At 68.6% G+C, this 20,291-nt stretch carries 18 protein-coding genes; 11 read left to right on the top strand and 7 right to left on the bottom strand.

Annotation, left to right across the window (positions count from 1 at the left end):
- The first annotated feature begins 73 nt into the window (after positions 1-73).
- The gene (locus K309_RS0103275) at positions 74-871 is read left to right on the top strand and encodes an SDR family oxidoreductase (protein ID WP_029045084.1); all 798 of its coding nucleotides are present in this window, start codon (positions 74-76) and stop codon (positions 869-871) included.
- Positions 872-935: 64 nt separating this feature from the next.
- On the opposite strand, the gene K309_RS0103270 is transcribed toward K309_RS0103275, so the two are convergent.
- On the bottom strand, positions 936-1,841 hold the full coding sequence (locus tag K309_RS0103270) for a LysR family transcriptional regulator (RefSeq protein WP_029045083.1): 906 nt from the start codon (positions 1,839-1,841) through the stop codon (positions 936-938).
- Between the two features lie 113 nt (positions 1,842-1,954).
- Here K309_RS0103270 and K309_RS0103265 point away from each other — a divergent pair, with 113 nt between their 5' ends.
- From K309_RS0103265 to K309_RS0103245, 5 genes are all read left to right on the top strand, one after another.
- A complete protein-coding gene (locus K309_RS0103265; protein WP_029045082.1) occupies positions 1,955-3,316 on the top strand; it encodes an acyclic terpene utilization AtuA family protein in 1,362 nt (453 codons plus the stop codon).
- A 10-nt stretch (positions 3,317-3,326) separates the two neighbouring features.
- A complete protein-coding gene (locus tag K309_RS0103260) occupies positions 3,327-3,683 on the top strand; it encodes an AtuA-related protein (RefSeq protein ID WP_029045081.1) in 357 nt (118 codons plus the stop codon).
- 35 nt (positions 3,684-3,718) lie between these two features.
- Entirely contained in the window at positions 3,719-4,687 is a 969-nt protein-coding gene (locus K309_RS0103255; RefSeq protein WP_029045080.1) for a Bug family tripartite tricarboxylate transporter substrate binding protein, read from the top strand.
- A 288-nt stretch (positions 4,688-4,975) separates the two neighbouring features.
- Positions 4,976-5,968 carry an MBL fold metallo-hydrolase gene (locus tag K309_RS0103250; protein WP_029045079.1) on the top strand — a complete coding sequence of 331 codons (993 nt, stop codon included), beginning with the start codon at positions 4,976-4,978 and terminating at the stop codon, positions 5,966-5,968.
- 92 nt (positions 5,969-6,060) lie between these two features.
- Positions 6,061-6,828 (top strand): NADPH-dependent F420 reductase, encoded by a 768-nt coding sequence (locus tag K309_RS0103245; RefSeq protein ID WP_029045078.1) that lies wholly within the window; start codon positions 6,061-6,063, stop codon positions 6,826-6,828.
- 46 nt (positions 6,829-6,874) lie between these two features.
- Here the strand turns inward: K309_RS0103245 and K309_RS0103240 are convergent, their stop codons facing one another.
- Positions 6,875-7,264 (bottom strand): GNAT family N-acetyltransferase, encoded by a 390-nt coding sequence (locus tag K309_RS0103240; RefSeq protein WP_029045077.1) that lies wholly within the window; start codon positions 7,262-7,264, stop codon positions 6,875-6,877.
- Positions 7,265-7,451: 187 nt separating this feature from the next.
- Here K309_RS0103240 and K309_RS0103235 point away from each other — a divergent pair, with 187 nt between their 5' ends.
- Entirely contained in the window at positions 7,452-8,939 is a 1,488-nt protein-coding gene (locus K309_RS0103235; RefSeq protein ID WP_035876699.1) for an AMP nucleosidase, read from the top strand.
- 80 nt (positions 8,940-9,019) lie between these two features.
- Here K309_RS0103235 and K309_RS0103230 read toward each other — a convergent pair whose 3' ends face one another.
- On the bottom strand, positions 9,020-9,664 hold the full coding sequence (locus tag K309_RS0103230) for an OmpW/AlkL family protein (RefSeq protein WP_029045075.1): 645 nt from the start codon (positions 9,662-9,664) through the stop codon (positions 9,020-9,022).
- A 736-nt stretch (positions 9,665-10,400) separates the two neighbouring features.
- On the opposite strand from K309_RS0103230, the gene K309_RS0103225 reads away from it, so the two are divergent.
- The gene (locus K309_RS0103225) at positions 10,401-11,711 is read left to right on the top strand and encodes a hypothetical protein (protein WP_029045074.1); all 1,311 of its coding nucleotides are present in this window, start codon (positions 10,401-10,403) and stop codon (positions 11,709-11,711) included.
- A gap of 429 nt (positions 11,712-12,140) precedes the next feature.
- On the opposite strand, the gene K309_RS0103220 is transcribed toward K309_RS0103225, so the two are convergent.
- The 4 genes from K309_RS0103220 to K309_RS0103205 all read right to left on the bottom strand — a co-directional run bounded on the left by K309_RS0103220 (position 12,141) and on the right by K309_RS0103205 (position 16,014).
- Positions 12,141-12,455 (bottom strand): DUF6587 family protein, encoded by a 315-nt coding sequence (locus tag K309_RS0103220; protein ID WP_029045073.1) that lies wholly within the window; start codon positions 12,453-12,455, stop codon positions 12,141-12,143.
- Between the two features lie 13 nt (positions 12,456-12,468).
- On the bottom strand, positions 12,469-14,328 hold the full coding sequence (feoB, locus tag K309_RS0103215; protein WP_029045072.1) for a ferrous iron transporter B: 1,860 nt from the start codon (positions 14,326-14,328) through the stop codon (positions 12,469-12,471).
- A gap of 13 nt (positions 14,329-14,341) precedes the next feature.
- Positions 14,342-14,671, bottom strand: coding sequence for a FeoA family protein (locus K309_RS0103210; RefSeq protein ID WP_029045071.1), 330 nt, complete (start codon positions 14,669-14,671; stop codon positions 14,342-14,344).
- Between the two features lie 407 nt (positions 14,672-15,078).
- The gene (locus K309_RS0103205; RefSeq protein WP_029045070.1) at positions 15,079-16,014 is read right to left on the bottom strand and encodes a LysR family transcriptional regulator; all 936 of its coding nucleotides are present in this window, start codon (positions 16,012-16,014) and stop codon (positions 15,079-15,081) included.
- 132 nt (positions 16,015-16,146) lie between these two features.
- Between K309_RS0103205 and K309_RS0103200 the strand changes: the two genes are divergently transcribed.
- The 3 genes from K309_RS0103200 to K309_RS0103190 all read left to right on the top strand — a co-directional run bounded on the left by K309_RS0103200 (position 16,147) and on the right by K309_RS0103190 (position 20,280).
- Positions 16,147-17,946, top strand: a complete 1,800-nt coding sequence (locus K309_RS0103200; RefSeq protein WP_029045069.1) for an acyl-CoA dehydrogenase family protein — start codon at positions 16,147-16,149, stop codon at positions 17,944-17,946.
- Positions 17,947-18,158: 212 nt separating this feature from the next.
- Positions 18,159-19,133: a Bug family tripartite tricarboxylate transporter substrate binding protein gene (locus tag K309_RS0103195; RefSeq protein WP_029045068.1), complete on the top strand. Its 975-nt coding sequence runs from the start codon at positions 18,159-18,161 to the stop codon at positions 19,131-19,133.
- 25 nt (positions 19,134-19,158) lie between these two features.
- Complete coding sequence (locus K309_RS0103190) at positions 19,159-20,280, top strand: CaiB/BaiF CoA transferase family protein (protein ID WP_029045067.1); 1,122 nt, start codon at positions 19,159-19,161, stop codon at positions 20,278-20,280.
- Positions 20,281-20,291 lie beyond the last annotated feature (11 nt).

The raw sequence follows: 20,291 nt of genomic DNA, 5'->3' as shown, positions 1-20,291 counted from the left end.
GCGGGCGGACAGGCCTGCGGGGCAGGCTGGCTGCGCGCAACGTGGGCCGGCCTGCTGCGGTATATTCGCCCGCATGGCTACTCCTATCTCATCCCCCGACGCCGCTGCGCGTACCCCGTTTTCACTGCATGGGCGCGTCGCGCTGGTGACCGGCGGCGCGCAGGGCCTGGGCCTGGCGATTGCCGCCGGGCTGGCCGATGCCGGTGCGCATGTGCTGGTGGCGGCGCGCAGCAAGGCGCGCGTGCACGACGCGGTCGCCACCCTGGCCGCGCGCGGCGGCAGCGCCGAGGCGCTGGTGCTCGACATCACCGATGAAGCGGCGGTCGAGGCAGCGTTCGCGCGGATCGATGCCGCCCATGGCCGGCTCGATGTCCTGGTCAACAACGCCGGCGCGCGCAACCGCAGCTCGATGGCGCATCTCGATGCCGGCGACCTGCGCGAAATGCTCGAGACCAACCTGGTCGCGCCCTATACGCTGTGCCGCCACGCCGCGCAACGGATGCAGCGCGGCCGGTACGGCCGCATCGTCAACGTCAGCTCGATCGCGGGCCAGGTCGCGCGCGCGGGCGACGTGCTATATCCCGCCACCAAAGGCGGGCTGGATGCGCTGACGCGCGCGCTGGCCGCGGACCTGGGCCGCTTCGGCGTCACCGTCAACGCGATCGCGCCCGGCTACTTCGCCACCGAACCGAACCAGCCGATGGTCGACGACGAAAGCGTGGCCGAGTGGCTGCGCCAGCGTACCTCGCTGGGCCGCTGGGGCCGGCCGGATGAGATCGCGGGCGCGGCGGTATTCCTGGCATCGCCGGCGGCGTCGTATATCACCGGGCACGTGCTGGCGGTCGACGGCGGCTACCTCGGCCACTTCTGACCAGCCGCAAACGGCAAAGCGTACCCAATTCTGCGTGCCAGTCCGCGAGGGTGATGGGGGCGGGTCAGCGCCGCGCCGGAGCCTTGCCGCCGCGGTAGAACGCCTGCAGGCTTTCGATCATTGCCGCGGCGGCCGCGGAGTCGCCGCGGTCCTTCATCCGCACCAGGCAGATATCGCGCACCAGTGACGGCAGCTGCAGCGGCCGGATCGCCAGGCCCTCGCGCCGGAACTGGAACAGCGCCAGCGACGGCACCGCGCTGATGCCGAGTCCGGCCTGCACCAGCGCCGCCACGGTCGCCAGGTGCTCCACCTCCATCACGCTGTGTACCCGCAACGGGTGCAGTGCAGCGTCGAGATGCTGGCGCACGCTGGTCGTGCGCGACAGCTGGATAAACGGCTCGCCCGCCAGGGCTTGCGGCGCGATGCGGCGCTTGCGCGCCAGCGGATGGCCGGCCGGGCATACCAGGTGGAAGGTGTCGCGCACCAGCGGCTCGACGCGCAGGTCGTCGTCCTGCGCCGGCGCGGGTGCCAGCGCGAAGTCGGCGCGGCCCTGCCGGACCAGTTCGATGCAGCCATCGGCCAACTGGTCGAACAGTTCCAGCACGATGCCTGGGTAGCGTGCGCGGAACTGTGCCAGCAGCGGCGGCAGGTCGCCGCCCGCCAGCGACGGCAGCGCGGCGATCGACACGCGGCCCTTGCGCCGCTCGGCGTGCGCGCGCAGGTCCTCAAACGCCGCTTCGAAATCCGCCAGCAGCCGCCGCGCGGTCTGCTCGAAGCGCACGCCGTCAGTGCTCAACTCAACGTGGCGCGTGGTGCGCTCGAACAGGCGGCTGCCGGCCTGCTCCTCCAGCGTCTGCACCAGTGCGCTGAAGGCCGACTGCGACAGGTGGCAGGCGCGCGCCGCGCGGGTGAAGTTGCGGTAGGTTGCCAGCGCCACGAAGGCGCGCAGGTGCTTGACCGACAGGTTCATCGAGGATTCGTACTTATCCAATAAGGCGATAGATTAATCCAAATAATCCGTTTTTTGGCTGGACGGGTGCGACCTAGAATGGCTTCGACCCAGCCAACAACCTTGCCCCGACCATGACTGCTCCCTTGCTGATCGGCTCCGGCGCCGGCTTCTCCGGCGACCGCACCGACGCCGCATTGCCGGTGGTGCGCACCCTGATCGCCGCCGGCCAGCCCGCGGCGCTGATCTTCGAGACGCTGGCCGAACGCACGCTGGCGCTGGCGCAGCTGGCGCGGCGCAACGATCCCGCGCACGGCTACGAACCGCTGCTCGATGCGCTGCTGGCGCCGGTGCTCGGCCTGTGCCTGCAACATGGCATTCCCATCATCGGCAATTTCGGCGCGGCCAATCCGCAAGCGGCGGCGCGGCGCGTGCTGCAGCTGGCGGCCGAACTCGGCCTGCCGGTGCCGCGCGTGGCGGTAGTGGAGGGCGACGATCTCTCGCACGACGCCGGGCGCGCGCTGCTCCAGGGCATCCTTGGCGACGCCTTCGACGCCGAGCGCTTTGTCTGCGCCAACGCCTATATCGGCGCACAAGGCATCGCCGCGGCGCTGGCCGGCGGCGCGCAGGTCGTGGTGTGCGGCCGCGTCGCCGACCCGGCGCTGGCGGTGGGTCCGGCGATGGCGCATCACGGCTGGTCGTGGCACGACTGGGACCGGCTCGCCGCCGCCACCATGGCCGGCCACCTGCTCGAGTGCGGGGCCCAGGTTACAGGCGGTTACTTTGCCGATCCCAACATGAAGGACGTGCCCGATGTCCACGCGCTTGGTTTTCCGATCGCGCAGCTCGCCAGCGACGGCGGCATCGAGATCTTCAAGGCAGCCGGTACCGGCGGCTGCGTCGACCTGCGCACGGTCAAGGAGCAATTGCTGTACGAAGTCCACGATCCGGCCGCGTACCTGACCCCTGACGTAGTCGCCGACATTGGCGCCGTCATCGTCACGCAGATTGGCCCGGACCGCGTGGCGGTGCGCAACGTGCGCGGCCACGCCCGCCCGGCGCAGCTCAAGGCCAATGTGTTCAGCCACGGCGGCTGGCTGGCCGAAGGCGAGATTTCCTATGCCGGCCCGAACGCCGCTGCCCGCGCGCGCCTGGCGGCCGACATCCTGCGCCGGCGCATGCAGATGCTTGGCCACGACGTGCCCATCCGCTTCGACCTGATCGGCGTGCTCAGCGTATTTGCCGACGACGCCGGCGCGATGCTCGCCCGGCGCCAGCCGTCCGAAGCCGAAGCGCAGGACGTGCGCCTGCGCGCGGCGCTGGCGCATGACGATGCCGCGGTGGCGCAGGCGCTGCTGCGCGAGGTCAACGCGCTCTACACCTGCGGCCCCGCCGGCGGCGGTGGCGTGCGCACGGCGCAACGCGCGCGTCTTAACGCCGTGTCGTGCCTGGTGCCGCGCGAAGCCGTCACCGCCACGCATCGCTTCATCGCCTGAGGACGACGCCATGACCACGATCGATACTGCCACCGCCGCGCTCTACCAGTTCGCCCACGGCCGCACCGGCGACAAGGGCGACCGTTCCAACATCAGCGTGATCGCCTACGACGCGCGCGACTACGAGCACCTGGTTGCCCATGTCACCGAGGACGCCGTGCGCGCGCTGTTCAGCGAGCGCCGGCCCAGCGCCGTCACGCGCTACCTGGTGCCGTCGCTGCACGCCATGAACTTCGTCATCGACGGCGTGCTCGACGGCGGCGTCAATGACGCGCTCAACCTCGACACCCACGGCAAGGCGCTGTCATTCCGCCTGCTGCAGCTGCAGATCCCGCTGCCGCCGCGGCTGGCGCCGGCCGCACCCTGAATCCGCACCAACAACGATTTCTACAGGAGACAACGATGCACCGATTCCTCAAGCCACTGGCCGCCGTCGCGCTGTGCGCACTGGTCCTGCCCGCCGGACAGGCGTGGGCCGAATTCCCCGACAAGCCGATCCGCTTCGTGGTGCCATTCGCCGCCGGCAGCGCCACCGACCAGCTCGCGCGGGCCATCGGCCAGGCCATCACGGTGGACAGCAAGGTCACCGTGGTGGTCGACAACAAGCCCGGCGCCAACGGCTTTATCGCGGCGTCTGACGTCGCCAAGGCCGCGCCCGACGGCTACACCGTGCTGATCAGCACCAACACCACGCATGCCGCCAACGAGCACCTGTTCAGGAAGCTGCCATACGACCCGGTCAAGGACTATGCGCCGGTGACCGCGCTCGGCCGCGGCGGCCAGATCATGGTGGTCAACCCCCAGGTGCCGGCCAAGACCGTGGGCGAGTTCATCGCGCTGGCAAAGAAGCAACCGGGCAAGCTCAGCTTCGGCAGCGGCAGCTCGTCGTCGCGCATCGCCGGCGAGCTGTTCCAGCAGATGGCGCACGTCGAGCTGCTGCATGTGCCGTACAAGAGCAACCCGCTGGCGATCACCGACCTGCTCGGCAACCAGATCCAGATGATGATCACCGACACCGCCACGGGCCTGCCGCAGGTCAAGAGCGGCAAGCTGCGCGCGTTGGGCGTTTCGGGCAAGGCACGCTCGCCGCTGGCGCCCGACGTGCCGACCATCGACGAGGCCGGCGTCAAGGGCTATGAGATGAGCTATTGGTTCGCGGCGTATGCGCCGGCCGGAACGCCGCAGCCCGTGGTGACCAGGCTCAACGCGCTGATGGTGAAGGCCGCGCGCAGCGACACCGCGGCCAGCTTCTACCAGTCGACAGGCACCGAAGTGTTTACCAGCACGCCCGCCGAGCTCGCGAAATTCCAGGCGCAGGAGTCCGGCAAGTGGGGTCGCATCATCAAGGCGGCGAATATCCAGCCCGAGTGACGACGAGCCGTTGCAAGTTCGCATGAATGGAAAACGGGGCCGCGTGGCCCCGTTTTTTACGCAGAAGTAGGTACGCTTTGGCCGGGCGTACCTATTTCTGCGTGGCTGTTCCTGTGCCGTTTCGTGTCGTTCATTGCCGCGGCCGTCAGCGTCCCGCGTGCTTTTCCGGTGCGTCGACATCCGGCTTAACATACGCCTTTGCCTCCCTCGAGAACGACCAACAACAAGGAACCAGACATGAAGCTGCAGTCCGCCGCGCGCCTCGCCAATGCCCGACCCGGCCACGCCATGCACAAGGCGCTGCGCCTGCCTGCCATCGTGCTGGCCGCCGCGATGGCCAGCGCCTTGCTGCCGGCCGCGACCGGCACCGCCCATGCCGCCGCGGCGCAGCAGAAGACGCAGGTGCCAGGCTACTACCGCATGATGATCGGCCAGCTGGAAGTCACCGCGCTGTACGACGGCTACATCGACCTCGACCCGAAGATCCTCAAGTACACCAGCGCGCGCGAGGTGCAAAGCCTGCTGGCACGGATGTTCGTCGAGTCGACGCCGGGCATGCAGACCGCGGTCAATGCCTACCTCATCAATACCGGCCGCAGCCTGGTGCTGGTCGATACCGGCGCGGCGGCATGCTTCGGTCCCACGCTCGGGCGCATCGGCGACAACCTGCGCGCGGCGGGCTATGCGCCCGAACAGGTCGATGCCGTGCTGCTGACCCACCTGCACGGTGACCACGCCTGCGGCCTCGCACCGAACGGCCAGCCGGCCTTCCCCAACGCGACGGTCCATGTCGACAAGGCTGACGCCGACTACTGGCTCAGCGAAGCCAATGCCGCCGCGGCGCCGAAGGAAGCGCAGGGGCTGTTCGCGATGGCACGCGCCGCGGTCGCGCCGTACCAGGCGGCCAACCGGTTCCACACCTTCAACGGCGGCAACGGTACCGAACCGATCCCGGGCGTGCGCGCGCTGCCCGCGTACGGGCATACGCCGGGCCACAGTGGCTACCTGCTCACCTCGGGCAAGGAGAGCCTGCTGCTGTGGGGCGACATCATCCACAGCCATGCGGTGCAGTTCCGCCGCCCGCAGGTGGCGATCGAGTTCGATACCGACAGCCATGCCGCGGTGATCACGCGCAAGCGCATCCTGGCCGATGCGGCCAAGGGCAAGCTGTGGGTGGGCGGCGCGCACCTGCCGTTCCCCGGGCTCGGCCATGTGCGCCGCGATACCGCCGGCTATACCTGGGTGCCGGCCGAGTACGGTCCGATCCGCACGGATCGATAGGCCGGAGCGCACGCCGCGTTTTTTCGCCTAGAGTCATGCCATGGGCCCGCGCCGGACCGGCACGGGCCGCGGTTCCTTGCCGGAGGCGCGCCATGGCAACCCCTGCATCCCCGCTCGATCGCAAACGGCGCCTGTTGCTGGGCGCCGCGGCCTGCACCGCGCTCGCCGCCAGCCTGCCGCTCCCCGCGCGCTCGCAAAGTGCCGGCCGCAATGCCGCGGCGCAGCCAATCGGTGTGATCGGCGCCGGCCGCATCGGCGGCACCATCGGTGGACTGTGGGTCAAGGCCGGACACCCCGTGCTGTTCTCCTCGCGTCACCCCGAAGCCCTGAAGCCGATGGTCGCAGAAATGGGTACGCTTGCCCGGGCCGGCACCGTGGCCGAGGCCATCGCCTTCTCCGACGTGCTGTTCCTGGCCACGCCCTATGGCGCCCTGCCGCAGCTGAGCCGCGACCACGCCGAGGCCTGGCGGGGCAAGATCGTGCTCGACGCCACCAACGCTTTTGATCACCGCGACGGCCCGATCGCCGAAGAGACCCGGCGCGACGGCATCGGCCTGACCACGGCGCGCTACCTGCGTGGGGCTCGCGTGGTGCGGGCGTTCAACTTCATGGGGGCGGCGCAGTTTGCCAGCGAGCATCACCGGCAAGGCGGGCTGGTCGCGGTGCCGATTGCTGGCGACGACAAGGCCGCGCTCGACGTGGCGGCGCAGCTGGTGCGGGATGCGGGCTTCGAGCCCGTGGTGGTGGGTCCGCTGTCCAGCGCCGACCGCTTTGCGCCGGGCGGGCCGTTGTTCAGGCAGGTCGGTACGGCCGGGGAATTCCGGCGCAAGATGGGCGCGCAGGCGAGATCAGCCGAGTAAGGGCCGGGACAGGCTGGCGCCGGCTCAGGTCCGGTTCAGGTCCGGCTCAGGGCCGGCGCCGCTCCATCGCCACCATCGACGGCGTAAAGCCGAGCTGGCCGAAGAAGGCCGCTTCGGAAGAGCGCGCCGCGCGCAGCACCCAGGTGATATCGGGATCGTTGCCCATGACGTAGCGCACCAGCGCGCGGCCGATGCCGCGCCGGCGGTGGTTCGGGGCCACGGCAACCATCGACAGGAAGCCGTCGGAGACGTCATCGCACAGGGCCCGGGCGAAGCCGACGATCTCGCCGTCTTCCACTGCCACGGCCACGCGCTGGGAATTGGCCACCAGCCGCGCGAACTTGTCGGGACCGCCTATCCGGTTGGACCAGCCATTGGCGATCAGTAGTTGTCTGGCTGCCTCGATGTCCTCGGGCAACAGGTTACGGATTTCCATTGGCGGCTCTCCCAGTGAAGCATGTACGGCCCCTCGCCGCCCCTTGCCACCAGGGGCGCCGCGAGTCGAGAACGGCACGGGAACCCGCGCCGCACAATTGGCGGAGTGTAGCGAGCGGGCGCGGGCGCGTCAATTTGGCTTCAGGCTGGGTGGGGTGCTGCTCACGCCAGCGCGCGGGCGGGGTATCATGGCCTGCATGAATGCCCCCGTCTTCTCCTCAGCCCATCCGGCCGACCAGCTCGCCGAATTTTCTGACGCGGATGCAGCGCTGGCGCGCATCCGCGAAATCTACGACGCCTCGGTCGGCGCCGTGCGCGCGCGCTTCGATGCATTCGCCAGCGGCAAGCCGCTGCCCTCGGCCGCGCACGCCTGCTACCCATACCTGGGGATCTCGGTCAATATCGAGACCATGGTCACCGACAGCCGCCCCTCCTGGGGCACGGTGGCCTACCCCGGGGTGTACGGCACCACGGTGACTCGCCCCGACCTGCTGGCGGAGTACTACCGCGATCAGATCGAACGGCTGATGCGCTACCACCGCGTTCCGGTGGTCGTGGGCCTGAGCCGGCGCCCGATTCCGCTGCCGTTCGTGATCGAGGCCTCGACCACCGACATCAGCTACACCCAGGCGCGCGAGCTGGAGGCCTCGTTCGTGCTGCCCGAGCTCAGCCGCATCGACGACGGCATCGCCAACGGCACCTACGAGCCGATCCCGGGCGAGGCCTGGCCGCTGTCGCTGTTCCCCGCCGAGCGCGTGGACCTGGCGCTGCAGCGGCTGTACCACTACACCGGCACGGCGCCGCAGCATTTCCAGCGCTTCGTGCTGTTCACCAACTACCAGCGCTATGTCGATGAGTTCGTCGCGCTGGGCCGCGGGCTGATGGGCAGCAGCGACGGCGGCGGCTACACCCGCTTCGTCGAGCCCGGCGACGTGGTGCAGGACTTCGGCGGTGCCGAGCCCGAAGACGCGACCCGCCCGCGCGCGCTGCCGCAGATGCCGGCCTACCACCTGGTGCGTGAGGACAAGCTGGGAGTGACGCTGGTGAATATCGGCGTGGGCCCGTCCAACGCCAAGACCATGACCGACCATCTTGCGGTGCTGCGCCCGCATTGCTGGCTGATGGTCGGCCACTGCGGCGGCCTGCGCCGCTCGCAGCAGCTGGGCGATTACGTGCTGGCGCACGCCTACGTGCGCGACGACCACGTGCTCGACCACGACCTGCCGCCGTGGGTGCCGGTGCCGCCGATCGCCGAAATCCAGGTGGCGCTGCAGGAAGCGGTGGCGCGCGTCACCGGCCTGTCCGGCAGCGAAATGAAGACGCGCATGCGTACCGGCACCGTGGTTTCCACCGACGATCGCAACTGGGAGCTGAAGTCCAAGTCGCTGTACGCGCGCTTCAACCAGTCGCGCGCCATCGCCATCGACATGGAGAGCGCCGCGGTGGCCGCCAACGGCTTCCGGCTGCGCGTGCCCTACGGCACGCTGCTGTGCGTCTCGGACAAGCCGCTGCACGGCGAACTCAAGCTGCGCGGCATGGCCAATGCGTTCTACCGGCAACGTGTCAGCCAGCATATGACCATCGGGCTGGAGGCGATCCGCATCCTGCGCGAGAACGGCGTCGAGCAGCTGCATTCGCGCAAGCTGCGCAGCTTCGACGAGCCGGCGTTCCGCTAGGCCGCGACGTTTTTCCCGCCGCCAACGTAAAAAAGGCCGGCGCCTTCGGGCGCCGGCCTTTTTTACTGTCGGGTTGCCGCTCAGAAGCGATAGCCCACGCCCATGCTGAACAGCCACGGGTCCAGGTTTACCTTGGAAACCTTGACGTCGCCGGCCTTCACATCGCTCGACAGCCAGATCTTCTTGATGTCGGCATTCAGGAACCAGTTCTTGGTCAGCTTGTAGTCCATGCCGATCTGCAGCGCCGGGCCCACGCTCCAGCTGTCGAGCTGCAGCGCGTTGTTGGCAAGGTTCTCGTCCCAGATGCGGGTGAAGTTCAGGCCCGCGCCGACATACGGACGGAAGGTGCCGTTGGGGATGAAGTGGTATTGCACCAGGAGCGACGGCGGCAGGTGCTTGAAGGTGCCGATCTTGTTGCCGTCGAGATAGACGTTCTGCTTCTGCGGCACGGTCAGCACCAGCTCGGCGGCGATGTTGGGGGTAAAGAAGTAGGTGACATCGAGTTCGGGGATCCACTTGTTGTTGACCGTGATTCGGTCCGATGCGCCCACGCCGCCTACGGGATCGGAGCTTTTGCTCATGTCGAGATAGGTGCCGCGCAGGCGCACCATCCAGTTGCCCTGAGCGTCGTCAGCGGCCAGGGCGGGCGTGGCAAAGGCGCCGAGCATGGCGCAGGCGGCGATGGCCGAGCAGGTGAGCCGGGTACGGAGAGAGAGCTTGTTCATGATGTTTTGTCTTGGTCTGGCAGAGAGGCCGCGGCCAGTTTGGCCGAGCGGGTCCGTACCGACCTTGACGCAAAACAAGTCTTGCCGCCGCCACACGCGGGGGCGTCGCGATCGCGCGACAACGGTGTTGCGGTGCCAATCCTCCGCTAATAACGACATGCGGAATCATTCGTGGCGAGCCGGTGCGCCAGCCCTTACGCTATGCAGGAGATCAGCGCCCGCAAGCTTTCACGCGAAGGCGGGCGCCGTGGCACCGGGCATGTCGTGGGCGTCCGCAAGGGCGTCTTTCCGGGTGTGCTCCGTGGGGGCGGGGCACACCGGTTTTCTTCGGATCCCCTTGCGGCCGGCGCCGTATCAGGCCGCGGCGGCTTCGTCCGCCGGCTGGCGCGGTGCCCGCGCCAAAGCCTGCCCGCGGGTACCGGTTCACGCCCGAAACCACCGCGCGCAGCGACGCCGTGCAGGTTCGCATCGATGCCCGCGCTGAAGCCCGTCGCCTCTCCCACCCGCACTTCCACATCGCAAGCCAAACGGCGGTGTCGTGCCGGTTCGCCTCGACCGAAGGACGGTCGCGTGTGCGCTGAAAGGATGAGTCAGGCGCATTTCCGTACGTTATCCCTCAGTCATCTGGCCGGTATTGCGCCGGAACCGTTGCGCCTAGTCTGGTAGCGCGGGAAAAAACACACGGGGGAACATCATGAAACTGAGAACGTGGGCAACCTGGTTGGCAGGGACGGCCATGACATGCTTGCTGGCCGCCTGCGGCGGTGGTGGCGGTGGCTCGAGCTCGCCCGCCACGCCTGCCGCGACCACGCCGCTGACCTTCACCGTCAAGATGAGCACGACCTCGGGCGAGGTAGGCGTGGGCCGCACGCTCACCATCAGCGCGCTGGCCGTGGACAGCAACGGCGTCGATGTCAGCGGCAATACGGTGTTCACCTGGAGCAGCATCGACAATGGCGTCGCCACGGTCGAGCCGGTCCCGGCCACGCCGGCCAATGCGGTGGTCCGCGGCATCGCCACCGGTACCACCAACGTGCAGGTGGTCGCGACGGTCAAGAACGCCGACAACACCACCACCACGCTGCCTGCGCAGACCGCCACCATTACCGTGGTGCCGGCTTCCGCGGTCAGCTACAGCCTGTCCATTCCCAATAACAATCTGTCGATGAGCGACGGCCAGGAGCTGCCGGTCAAGGTGTCGCTGATCGACAGCAATGGCAATGACGTCTCGGCCAGCGTCAACAGCTGGGCGTGGGCGAGCAGCGCCACCGCGGTCCAGGTCACGGCCAGCCAGAACAACGCCACGCTGAAGGCGAGCAACAGCTCGGCCACCGCGGCGGTGACGGCTGACGTGTCGGTGTCGGTCACGGCGCCGGATGGCCGCGCAATCGGCGGCGTCATCGTGGTGACGGTCGCGAAGAACGGCTCGGCAACCTATCGCGTGGTGACCACGCGCTACGGTCAGCCGGTGGATGCGCTGCAGGTGCTCAACGACCATCCGGCCAGGTTCACCTCGCGCGTGCTGCGCAACGACGGCCAGGATGTCACGGCCGACTTCGACGGTACCTGGACCTACACCGCTACCTCGCCGACGCTGTCGACTGCCGAAGCCGCGGGTACGCACGACGCCACGGTCAGCAGCAGCCTGGCCAAGGGCACCGGTCCGGTCCAGAGCACGCTGACGGTGACCGCCGTGAGCACCAAGCTGGCTGCGCGCCCGGCTGCCGCCCTGTCCGTTACCGAGAATCCGACCTGGTCGCTGGTCGACGACAACCAGCAGCCGTTGACGCTGCTGCTGACGCCGGCGATCCCGGTGGAAGTGACCGCGCGCATGCGGCACCTGGGCGATGATGCGCAGTACACCCAGTGCAAGGACTGGAAGTGGACCAGCACCGGTCCGGTGTCGCTGACGCCCAGCATGCTCATGTTGCCGCACCAGGTGCAAGCCACCGGCACCGCCGCCGGCGACTTCACCATCACTGCCACCTGCACGGTGATCGAAGACAACACGCCGCTGAAGCTGGTCTTCGTCGGCACTGTCAAGTAAGCAGCAACGTTCCCGCGCGCAAGTGAAACGCCCTCCGATGCGGAGGGCGTTTTGCATTGGATGCGGGCCGGCGGCTCCGGGAGCGACGGCATTGCTCCCAAAGCGTACCCATTTCTGCGCGACAGCGACAGGCGGTTTCCGTGCGCAGCAGAGCCCGCCACACAGCTCCAGCAACCGCGCGCTTTGCCCGCACCGCAGCCCACGCCAGCCATGCCTCGCACGCAAAGCGTACCCATTTCTGCGTGCCACGCAACGGGCCTGCACGGGCTGCGACGCACGCTCGCCAGCCCGCTCAGGGACGCGGCACGAGTGCGCGCAAACCGCCGCCAGCGCATCCCGCGCAAGCAGCGGCCGTACCCATTTCTGCGTAGAAGAGAAAACGGGCCCCGAAGGGGGAATGGAGGGAAAAGAGGAGGAAAGACGCGCCGTTCAGCGCTTGCGCACGAAGCGCACGACCTGTTCGGCAGGCTTTCCTTGCGCGTCGGTGGCGTTGGCGGTGTTGGACCCGCAGGTGTCGCAGCCGCCGTCGTCGCAGCCGCTGGCGCAGCCTGAGGCAGCCTGCGGGGCCAGCCAGCGCACCAGCCGGCCGCGCCAGCCGCTCGCGGCGGCGCCGCCCAGGCGTGTCGCGAGCGCGGCCTTGACGCGCTCGCGCGTGCGCGGCGCATAGCGCGCCACCACCGATACCGCGCACACCAGCACGATCAGCGGGACCAGCAGCGTTTCGATGGCGTGGTAGAGCGTCATGGCAGCGATGGCGTCAGCTGAACAGCAGCGCGACGCGATAAGTGACGAACGCGGCCAGGTAGGCCAGCCCGGTCAGGTACACGATCGAGCCTGCCATGACCTTCCACGAGTTGGTCTCGCGGCGGATCACCGCCAGCGTCGAGATGCACTGCGGCGCGAATACATACCAGGCCAGCAGCGCCAGCGCGGTAGCCAGCGACCATTGTGCCGCGATCATCGGCGCGAGCTGCGTGGCCATGGCTTCCTCGCTCCCCGACAGCGCATATACCGTCGCCAGCGCGCCCACCGCCACTTCACGCGCGGCCAGGCCCGGCACCAGCGCGATGCAGATCTGCCAGTTGAAGCCCACCGGCGCGAACACCTTCTGCAGCGCGTGGCCGATCATGCCGGCAAAGCTGTAGTCGATGGCCGGCGCGGTGGCGCCTTCCGGCGGCGCCGGGAAGGTCGACAGGAACCACAGCAGCACGGTCAGCGTCAGGATCACCTTGCCCACGCGTGACAGGAAGATGCGGGCACGCTCCCACAGGCCGATGGCTACGTCGCGCACATTGGGGATGCGGTACGACGGCAGCTCCATCAGCAGCGGATGGTCGGTGCGGTCGCGGCGGAAGAACTTGAGCGCATAGGCCACCACCAGCGCGCTGATGATCCCGGCCACGTACAGCGCGAACAGCACCAGCCCCTGCAGGTTGAACAGGCCCATCACCGTGCGTTCGGGGATAAAGGCGCCGATCAGCAGCGCATACACCGGCAGGCGTGCCGAGCAGGTCATCAGCGGCGCCACCAGGATGGTGGTGAGGCGGTCGCGCGGATCCTGGATAGTGCGCGTGGCCATGATGCCGGGGATCGCGCAGGCAAAGCTCGACAGCAGCGGGATGAACGAACGGCCGGACAGCCCCGCGCCCATCATCAGCCGGTCCAGCAGGAATGCGGCGCGCGGCAGGTAGCCCGATTCTTCCAGCGTGAGGATGAACAGGAACAGGATCAGGATCTGCGGCAGGAACACCACCACGCTGCCCAGGCCCGCGATCAGGCCGTCGACCAGCAGGCTCTTGAGCAGGCCGTCGGGCATATGCGCGCCAAGCAGTTCGCCGGCCCAGTGCACGCCGCCCTCGATGCCGTCCATCAGGGGCTCGGCCCACGAGAACACTGCCTGGAACATCAGGAACAGCAGCACCGCCAGCAGCAGCAGGCCGAACACCGGGTGCAGCACGATGCGGTCGAGGCGGTCGTCCAGCGCCGCGGTGCGCGCCGGCATGCTGACCGATGCGGCCAGCAAGCGGTTGACATCCGCGTGCACGTCAACATCGCTGGCGGGTTCGGGCGTGGGTGCCGGCGCGGCAGGCAGGGCGCCGTCGAGCAGCGCCAGCAGCGCGGCCGCGCCGTCGCGCTTGACCGCCACGGTGCTGACCACCGGCACGCCCAGCGCGGCGGCCAGCTTGTCACGATCGATCCGGATGCCGCGGCGCGCGGCGGCGTCGCTCATGTTGAGCACCACCACCATCGGCAGGCCCAGGCGGCGCAGTTCCAGCACAAAGCGCAGGTGCAGGCGCAGGTTGGTCGCGTCCACCACCGACACCAGCAGGTCGGGACGCTGCTCGCCCGCGCGCACGCCCATGCAGACGTCGCGCGTGATGCCTTCATCCAGGCTGGCTGCGTGCAGGCTGTAGGCGCCTGGCAGGTCCAGGATGCGCACCTGGCGTCCGGCCGGCGAGACGAAATGGCCTTCCTTGCGCTCGACGGTCACGCCGGCGTAGTTGGCCACCTTCTGCCGGCTGCCGGTCAGTCGGTTGAACAGTGCGGTCTTGCCGCAATTGGGGTTGCCTACCAGCGCGATGCGCAGGGCAGGATTCGGAGAGGCTGCTGCTGACATGTTCCGGAAGGGCTCAGGCGGTCCGCTTGGTCCGCTCATTCGGTGTGGACGCCTTGGCGCCGGGCTGTTCGCTCGCCTCGGCGGGCACGATGCTGGTCACCGAGGCGCTGGCAAGCTCGACGCCAATGCGCGCCGCTTCCACGCGGCGCAGCGCAAAGCGGGTAAAGCCGACCTGCGCGACCAGCGGATCCATGCCGAAGGCCCCATAGGCGATGATCTGGACAATCTCGCCAGGGACAAAGCCCAGCTCTCGCAGGCGGCGCGCAATCGGGTCGCCGGGCGTGGCGTCGTCCACCGATTGCACTACGGCGGGCGTGCGCCGTGGAAGTTCAGACAGCCGCATCATGCTTCCAGTCCATTGGCGCGGTCGTCCGACGCGGCCGTGGTGCGGCCGGCATGACCTCGCTGGGTACGTAAATGAAAATCGTTTTCATTGTATCGCAAATAAGGCACGGCGATGCCCTGCAAGTGGCAGGCACGCCAGCCGCCGCGCCAGCGCGGCAGGAGGCGAATGATAACCGTTGATAACCGTTGAAGACGCGCGTGCCGAAGGGACTAGCTTGGGGGCTGGCGGTGGCATGTCAGCGTGGCGGCACATATAGGCCGCCGGCATTTCGGAGTTCGGCTTTCCAGAACCTAACGCAACAGGTTTCATGCAACACCCTGCAATTACTGCATTTGCGTTATTGGATGCCGCAAGCCTGCGGCGTTAAGCTGCAAGCACGCTGAACACCCCGTTCCACGCGTACTTCACAAGCCATCGGTCACCGTGCCGGTGGCTTTTTCTTTGGGGTCGGCCCCTCTCGACGCCGCCTGCGTGGTCACCATCGCCACAAAGTTGTCGCGGGCGGGATGGTCGGGCGCCGTCTTCCACACGCAATAGACTTCGGAGCGCACCGCCGTGCCCGCCAGCGGCCGGAACGCCGCGCCTGCCATGCCCGAGCGCGCCAACGCCGCCGGCACCACGGCCACGCCCATGCCCTGCGAGACCAGCGACACCACCGAGAGCCAGTGGCGTACTTCGTGCCGGATCTGCGGGTAAAACCCCTGGGCCGCGCACATATCAAAGATACGGCTGTAGTAATCCGGCGACGCCTTGCGCGAGAACAGCACGAAGGCTTCGCCGCGCAGGTCCGCCAGCGCCAGTTCCGTCTGCGCCGCGAGCGGGTGGTCCGCCGGCAGGCAGCAGACGAACGGTTCGGCGTGCACGCGGGTTGCTTGCAGCGAGTCCGGCACGCGCCCGGTGTGGATAAATGCCGCGTCGAGCTCGTCGTGCAGCAGTGCATCGATCTGCTCCTGCGAATTCAGTTCGGTCAGCGCCACCTGGATGCCAGGGTAAGCCGCCTCGAAGCCGCGCAGGATCTGCGGCAGGCCGCGATACAGCATCGAGCCGACAAAGCCGACCCGCAGCCGGCCGATGGCACCCGCTTCGATCTCGCGCGCCAGCAGCCGTGCTGCTTCGGCCTGCGCCAGCAAGGCCGTTGCCGATTCGCGAAAGGCGCGTCCGGCCGCGGTCAGGCGCACGCCGCGGCTGTCGCGGTCGAACAGCCGGGCGCCGACCGAGGCTTCGAGCTGCTGGATGTTCAGCGACAGCGGCGGCTGCGAAATGGCGAGCCGGCGCGCGGCCCGGCCGAAGTGCAGTTCCTCTGCCAGCACAAGGAAATAGCGCAAGTGGCGGAATTCCATGGCGATACAAAAATTATATGGATCAAGCCAATTTTAGAATTAGACGCAAATCCTTGGGGTTTGAATAATGCAGACCAAAGGGCCGCAGCGTGTTCGTCAGCCATGCCGGTCCACCCGCCAAGGAGACCAGACATGCCGACCAGCGCCGTGCGCAATGCCGCACCTCACGCCCAGCCTGACAGCCCCGCCGCCGCCCATCCGGTGCCCGACCGCCAGGGTGGCAGCCTGCTCGCCGCCGACCCCGAGCTGCGTGCGCTGCTGCCGCTCTACCTGCCCGCGGACCTGTTCAATCACCTGCTGCCGCACCTGGAGCGCATGGGCGTGCTGGCCGGCGGCGTGCTCGACGAACTGGCCGCCGTGGCCGACCAGAACCCCCCGACGCTGAGCTATCGCACCCGCAGCGGCGTGGACGCGCAGCGCATCGACAAGCATCCTGCCTATGTGGAAATGGAGCGCGTGGCCTTCGCCGAATTCGGGCTGGCCGCCGCCTCGCACCGCGGCGGCGTGCTCGGCTGGGACAAGCCCATGCCGCCGGCGGCGAAGTACGCGCTCACATATCTGTTCGTGCAAGCCGAATTCGGCCTGTGCTGCCCGCTGTCGATGACGGACTCGCTGACGCGCACGTTGCGCAAGTTCGGGGATCCGGCACTGGTCGAAAAATTCCTGCCCAACCTGACCACGCAGGTGTTCGAAGACCTGTACCAGGGCGCCATGTTCATGACCGAGCAGGGCGCCGGTTCCGACGTGGCCGCCACCGCCACGCGCGCGGTGCGCGATGCAGGCGCCGAGGGCGGTTGGCGCCTGCACGGCGACAAGTGGTTCTGCTCCAACCCCGATGCCGCGCTGGCGATGGTGCTGGCGCGCGTGGAAGACGAAGCCGGCAACGCCGTGCCCGGCCACAAGGGCGTATCGCTGTTCCTGCTGCCGCGCAAGCTGGCCGACGGCAGCGACAACCACTACCGCATCATCCGGCTCAAGGACAAGCTCGGCACCCGCTCGATGGCCAGCGGCGAGATCCGGCTGGAAGGCGCGCAGGCTTACCTCGTCGGCGAACCCGGCCGCGGCTTCGTGCAGATGGCCGACATGATCAACAATTCGCGCCTGTCCAACGGCGTGCGCGCCGCCGGCCTGATGCGCCGCGCGCTGACCGAGGGCCTGTTCATCGCGCATGAGCGCCGCGCCTTCGGCAAGCGCCTGGAAGACATGCCGCTGATGCGCCGCCAGCTGCTCAAGCTGACACTGCCCGCCGAGCAGGCCCGCACCATGGTGTTCCAGACCGCCGAGGCGCTGCGCCGCGCCGATGCCGGCGAGGCCGACGCCTACCCGCTGATGCGCATCCTGACGCCGCTGATCAAGTTCCGCGCCTGCCGCGACGCGCGCAAGGTCACCGGCGACGCGATGGAGATCCGCGGCGGCTGCGGCTATATCGAGGAATGGAGCGACCCGCGCCTGGTGCGCGACGCCCATCTCGGCTCGATCTGGGAAGGCACCAGCAATATCGTCGCGCTCGACGTGCTGCGCGCGATCCGCCGCGAAGGCGCGCTGCCGGTGCTGCAGGCACATCTTGCCGGGTTGCTGGCCGATACGCCGATGCACGCGCATGCACGCGCCACGTTTGAGGGCGCCATCGCCGCTGCGGCGAAACTGGCCGCGCAGGCCGCCGAAGCCGGCGCCGAGGGCGACCTGCTGGCGCGCCAGGCGGCTTCCGCGCTGTACCACGTGACCACCGCGGTGGCGATGGCCTGGGAAGCGGGCCGCATTGGCTCGGTGCGCCGCATGCGCCTGGCGCAGCTGGTGCTGCGCCACCGCGTGCTGCCGCAGGATCCGCTGGCGGCAGCCACCGAGCCGGAATGGCTGGCCGAGACGGTGGCGCCTCCCGCCGATGGCGTGGTGCGCGCGGCCGGCGCGGTCGCCGACGTCAACGTGTTCTGACGCGGTAGCCATTCCCCTTTGTTTGCTCTCCTCTCCCGCCTGCGGGAGAGGGGCCGGGGGAGAGGGCAGGCGGTGGCATGCCGATACGCCTCGCTTCGTTGATGCTCCCGACCTCTCCCCAACCCTCTCCCGCAAGCGGGGGGGGGAGCACCCCCAGACGCCCCAACCATCCCGCCCTCCGCGGGAGATGTCCTACACCAGGAGACAACGCCATGAAACTCTGGCACCGCCTCGCGGCCATTGCCGCGTGCTCGCTCTGCATCGCCCCCGCCTTCGCCCAGAAGGACTTCCCGACCAAGCCCATCATGATGGTCGTCACCTATCCGCCGGGCGGTCCGACCGACGCCATGGCCCGCACGCTGGCCGCCGCGCTCAAGACCAGCCTGGGCCAGCCGGTGGTGGTGGAAAACCGCGCCGGCGCCGGCGGCAACATCGGCGCGGAGGCGGTCGCGCGCGCCGAGCCTGACGGCTACACGCTGATGTTCGGCACCTCGGCGCCGCTGGCGATCAACGTCAGCCTCTATCGCAAGATCAACTACGACCCGGTCAAGAGCTTCGCCCCAGTCATTCAGATCGGCCAGCTGCCCAACGTGCTGGTGGTGAACCCGTCGGTGCCGGCCAAGAACGTCAACGAGCTCATCGCCTACGGCAAGGCGCATCCGGGCAAGCTGACCTATGCCTCGTCCGGCAACGGCGCGTCGTCGCACCTGGCGGGCGTGCTGTTCAACAACGTCACCGGCACCGACTTCCAGCATATCCCGTACAAGGGCACCGGCCCGGCGCTGAACGACCTGCTCGGCGGCCAGGTCAGCATGACCTTCACCGACGTGCTGACCGCGATGCCCTTCATCAAGAGCGGCAAGGTGCGCGCGCTCGGTGTCACTACCAAGGCGCGCTCGCAGGCGCTGCCGGATGTGCCGACTGTCGCCGAGCAGGGCGTGCCGGGCTTCGACGTTTCGGTGTTCTTCGGCGTGGTGGCGCCGGCCGGTACGCCGCCAGAAGTGATCGGCAAGCTCAACCGCGCCTTCGCCGATGCGCTGAAGCAGCCCGAAGTCCGCAAGACCCTGCAGGCGCAGGGCCTGGAATTCGCGCCGTCGACCACCCCGGAGCAGCTTGGCGGCTTCGTCAAGGCCGAGGTCGGCAAGTGGCGCGCCGTGGTGCAGAAGTCGGGCGCACAGCTTGACTAAGCGACCAGGTGAACAGGAGCCAGCCATGACCCAATCCAGCCCCGGCGCGCTTGCCGGCATCCGCGTGGTCGACCTGTCGCGCATCCTGGGCGGCCCGTACTGTGGCCAGATCCTGGGCGACCACGGCGCCGACGTGCTCAAGATCGAACCGCCGCAAGGCGACGACACCCGTACCTGGGGGCCGCCGTTCAAGGACGGCGTCGCGTCGTACTACTTCGGCCTGAACCGCAACAAGCGCGTGATGCGGCTGGACCTGACCACGGAGGCCGACCGCACGGTGCTCCTCGCGCTGCTCGCGGACGCCGACGTGCTCGTCGAGAACTTCAAGACCGGCACCATGGAGAAATGGGGCCTGGGCTATGACACGCTGTCACAGCGCTTCCCGCGCCTGGTGCATTGCCGCGTGTCCGGCTTCGGCGCGGACGGTCCTCTCGGCGGGCTGCCCGGCTATGACGCTGCCGTGCAGGCCATGGCGGGTCTGATGAGCATCAACGGCGAGGCCGACGGCGACGCCCTGCGCGTGGGCCTGCCCGTGGTCGACATGGTCACTGGCATGAATGCCGCACTGGGCGTGCTGCTGGCGCTGCAGGAACGCGAGCGCAGCGGGCGCGGCCAGTTCGTCGAGGCGGCGCTCTATGACTCCGGCCTGTCGCTGCTGCACCCGCATGCGGCCAACTGGTTCATGAGCGGCAAGACGCCGGTGCGCACCGGCAACGCCCATCCGAACATCTACCCGTATGACACGGTGGCGACGGCCACGGACCCGATTTTTCTTGCGGTCGGCAACGACCGGCAGTTCCGCATCCTGTGCGAACACCTGCAGGTCGCGGCGCTGGCCGACGACGAGCGTTATGCCACGGCAGGCGCGCGCTCGGTGAACCGGGTGGCGCTGAAGGCCGAACTGGAGGCGCGCACGCGCGCGCTGGATGGTAAGGCATTGGCCGACACGCTGGTGGCTGCGGGCGTGCCGTGCGCGCCGGTGCTGTCGGTGGCCGATGCGTTGCAGCATCCGCATACCGTGCATCGGGAGATGGTGGTGGAGATGGAGGGCGGCTACAAGGGGCTGGGCGCGCCGGTCAAGCTGAGCCGGACGCCGGCCACCTACCGGCATGCGCCGTTGACGGAGGGGGATGCGTTTCTGGATTAGGCGCAGCCGAG

Source organism: Cupriavidus phytohabitans, from assembly GCF_000426345.1.
In the GTDB taxonomy this organism is placed as follows: domain Bacteria; phylum Pseudomonadota; class Gammaproteobacteria; order Burkholderiales; family Burkholderiaceae; genus Cupriavidus.
The sequence above is the reverse complement of the archived record's forward strand: the minus strand, read 5'-3'. Positions and strand labels throughout refer to the sequence as shown.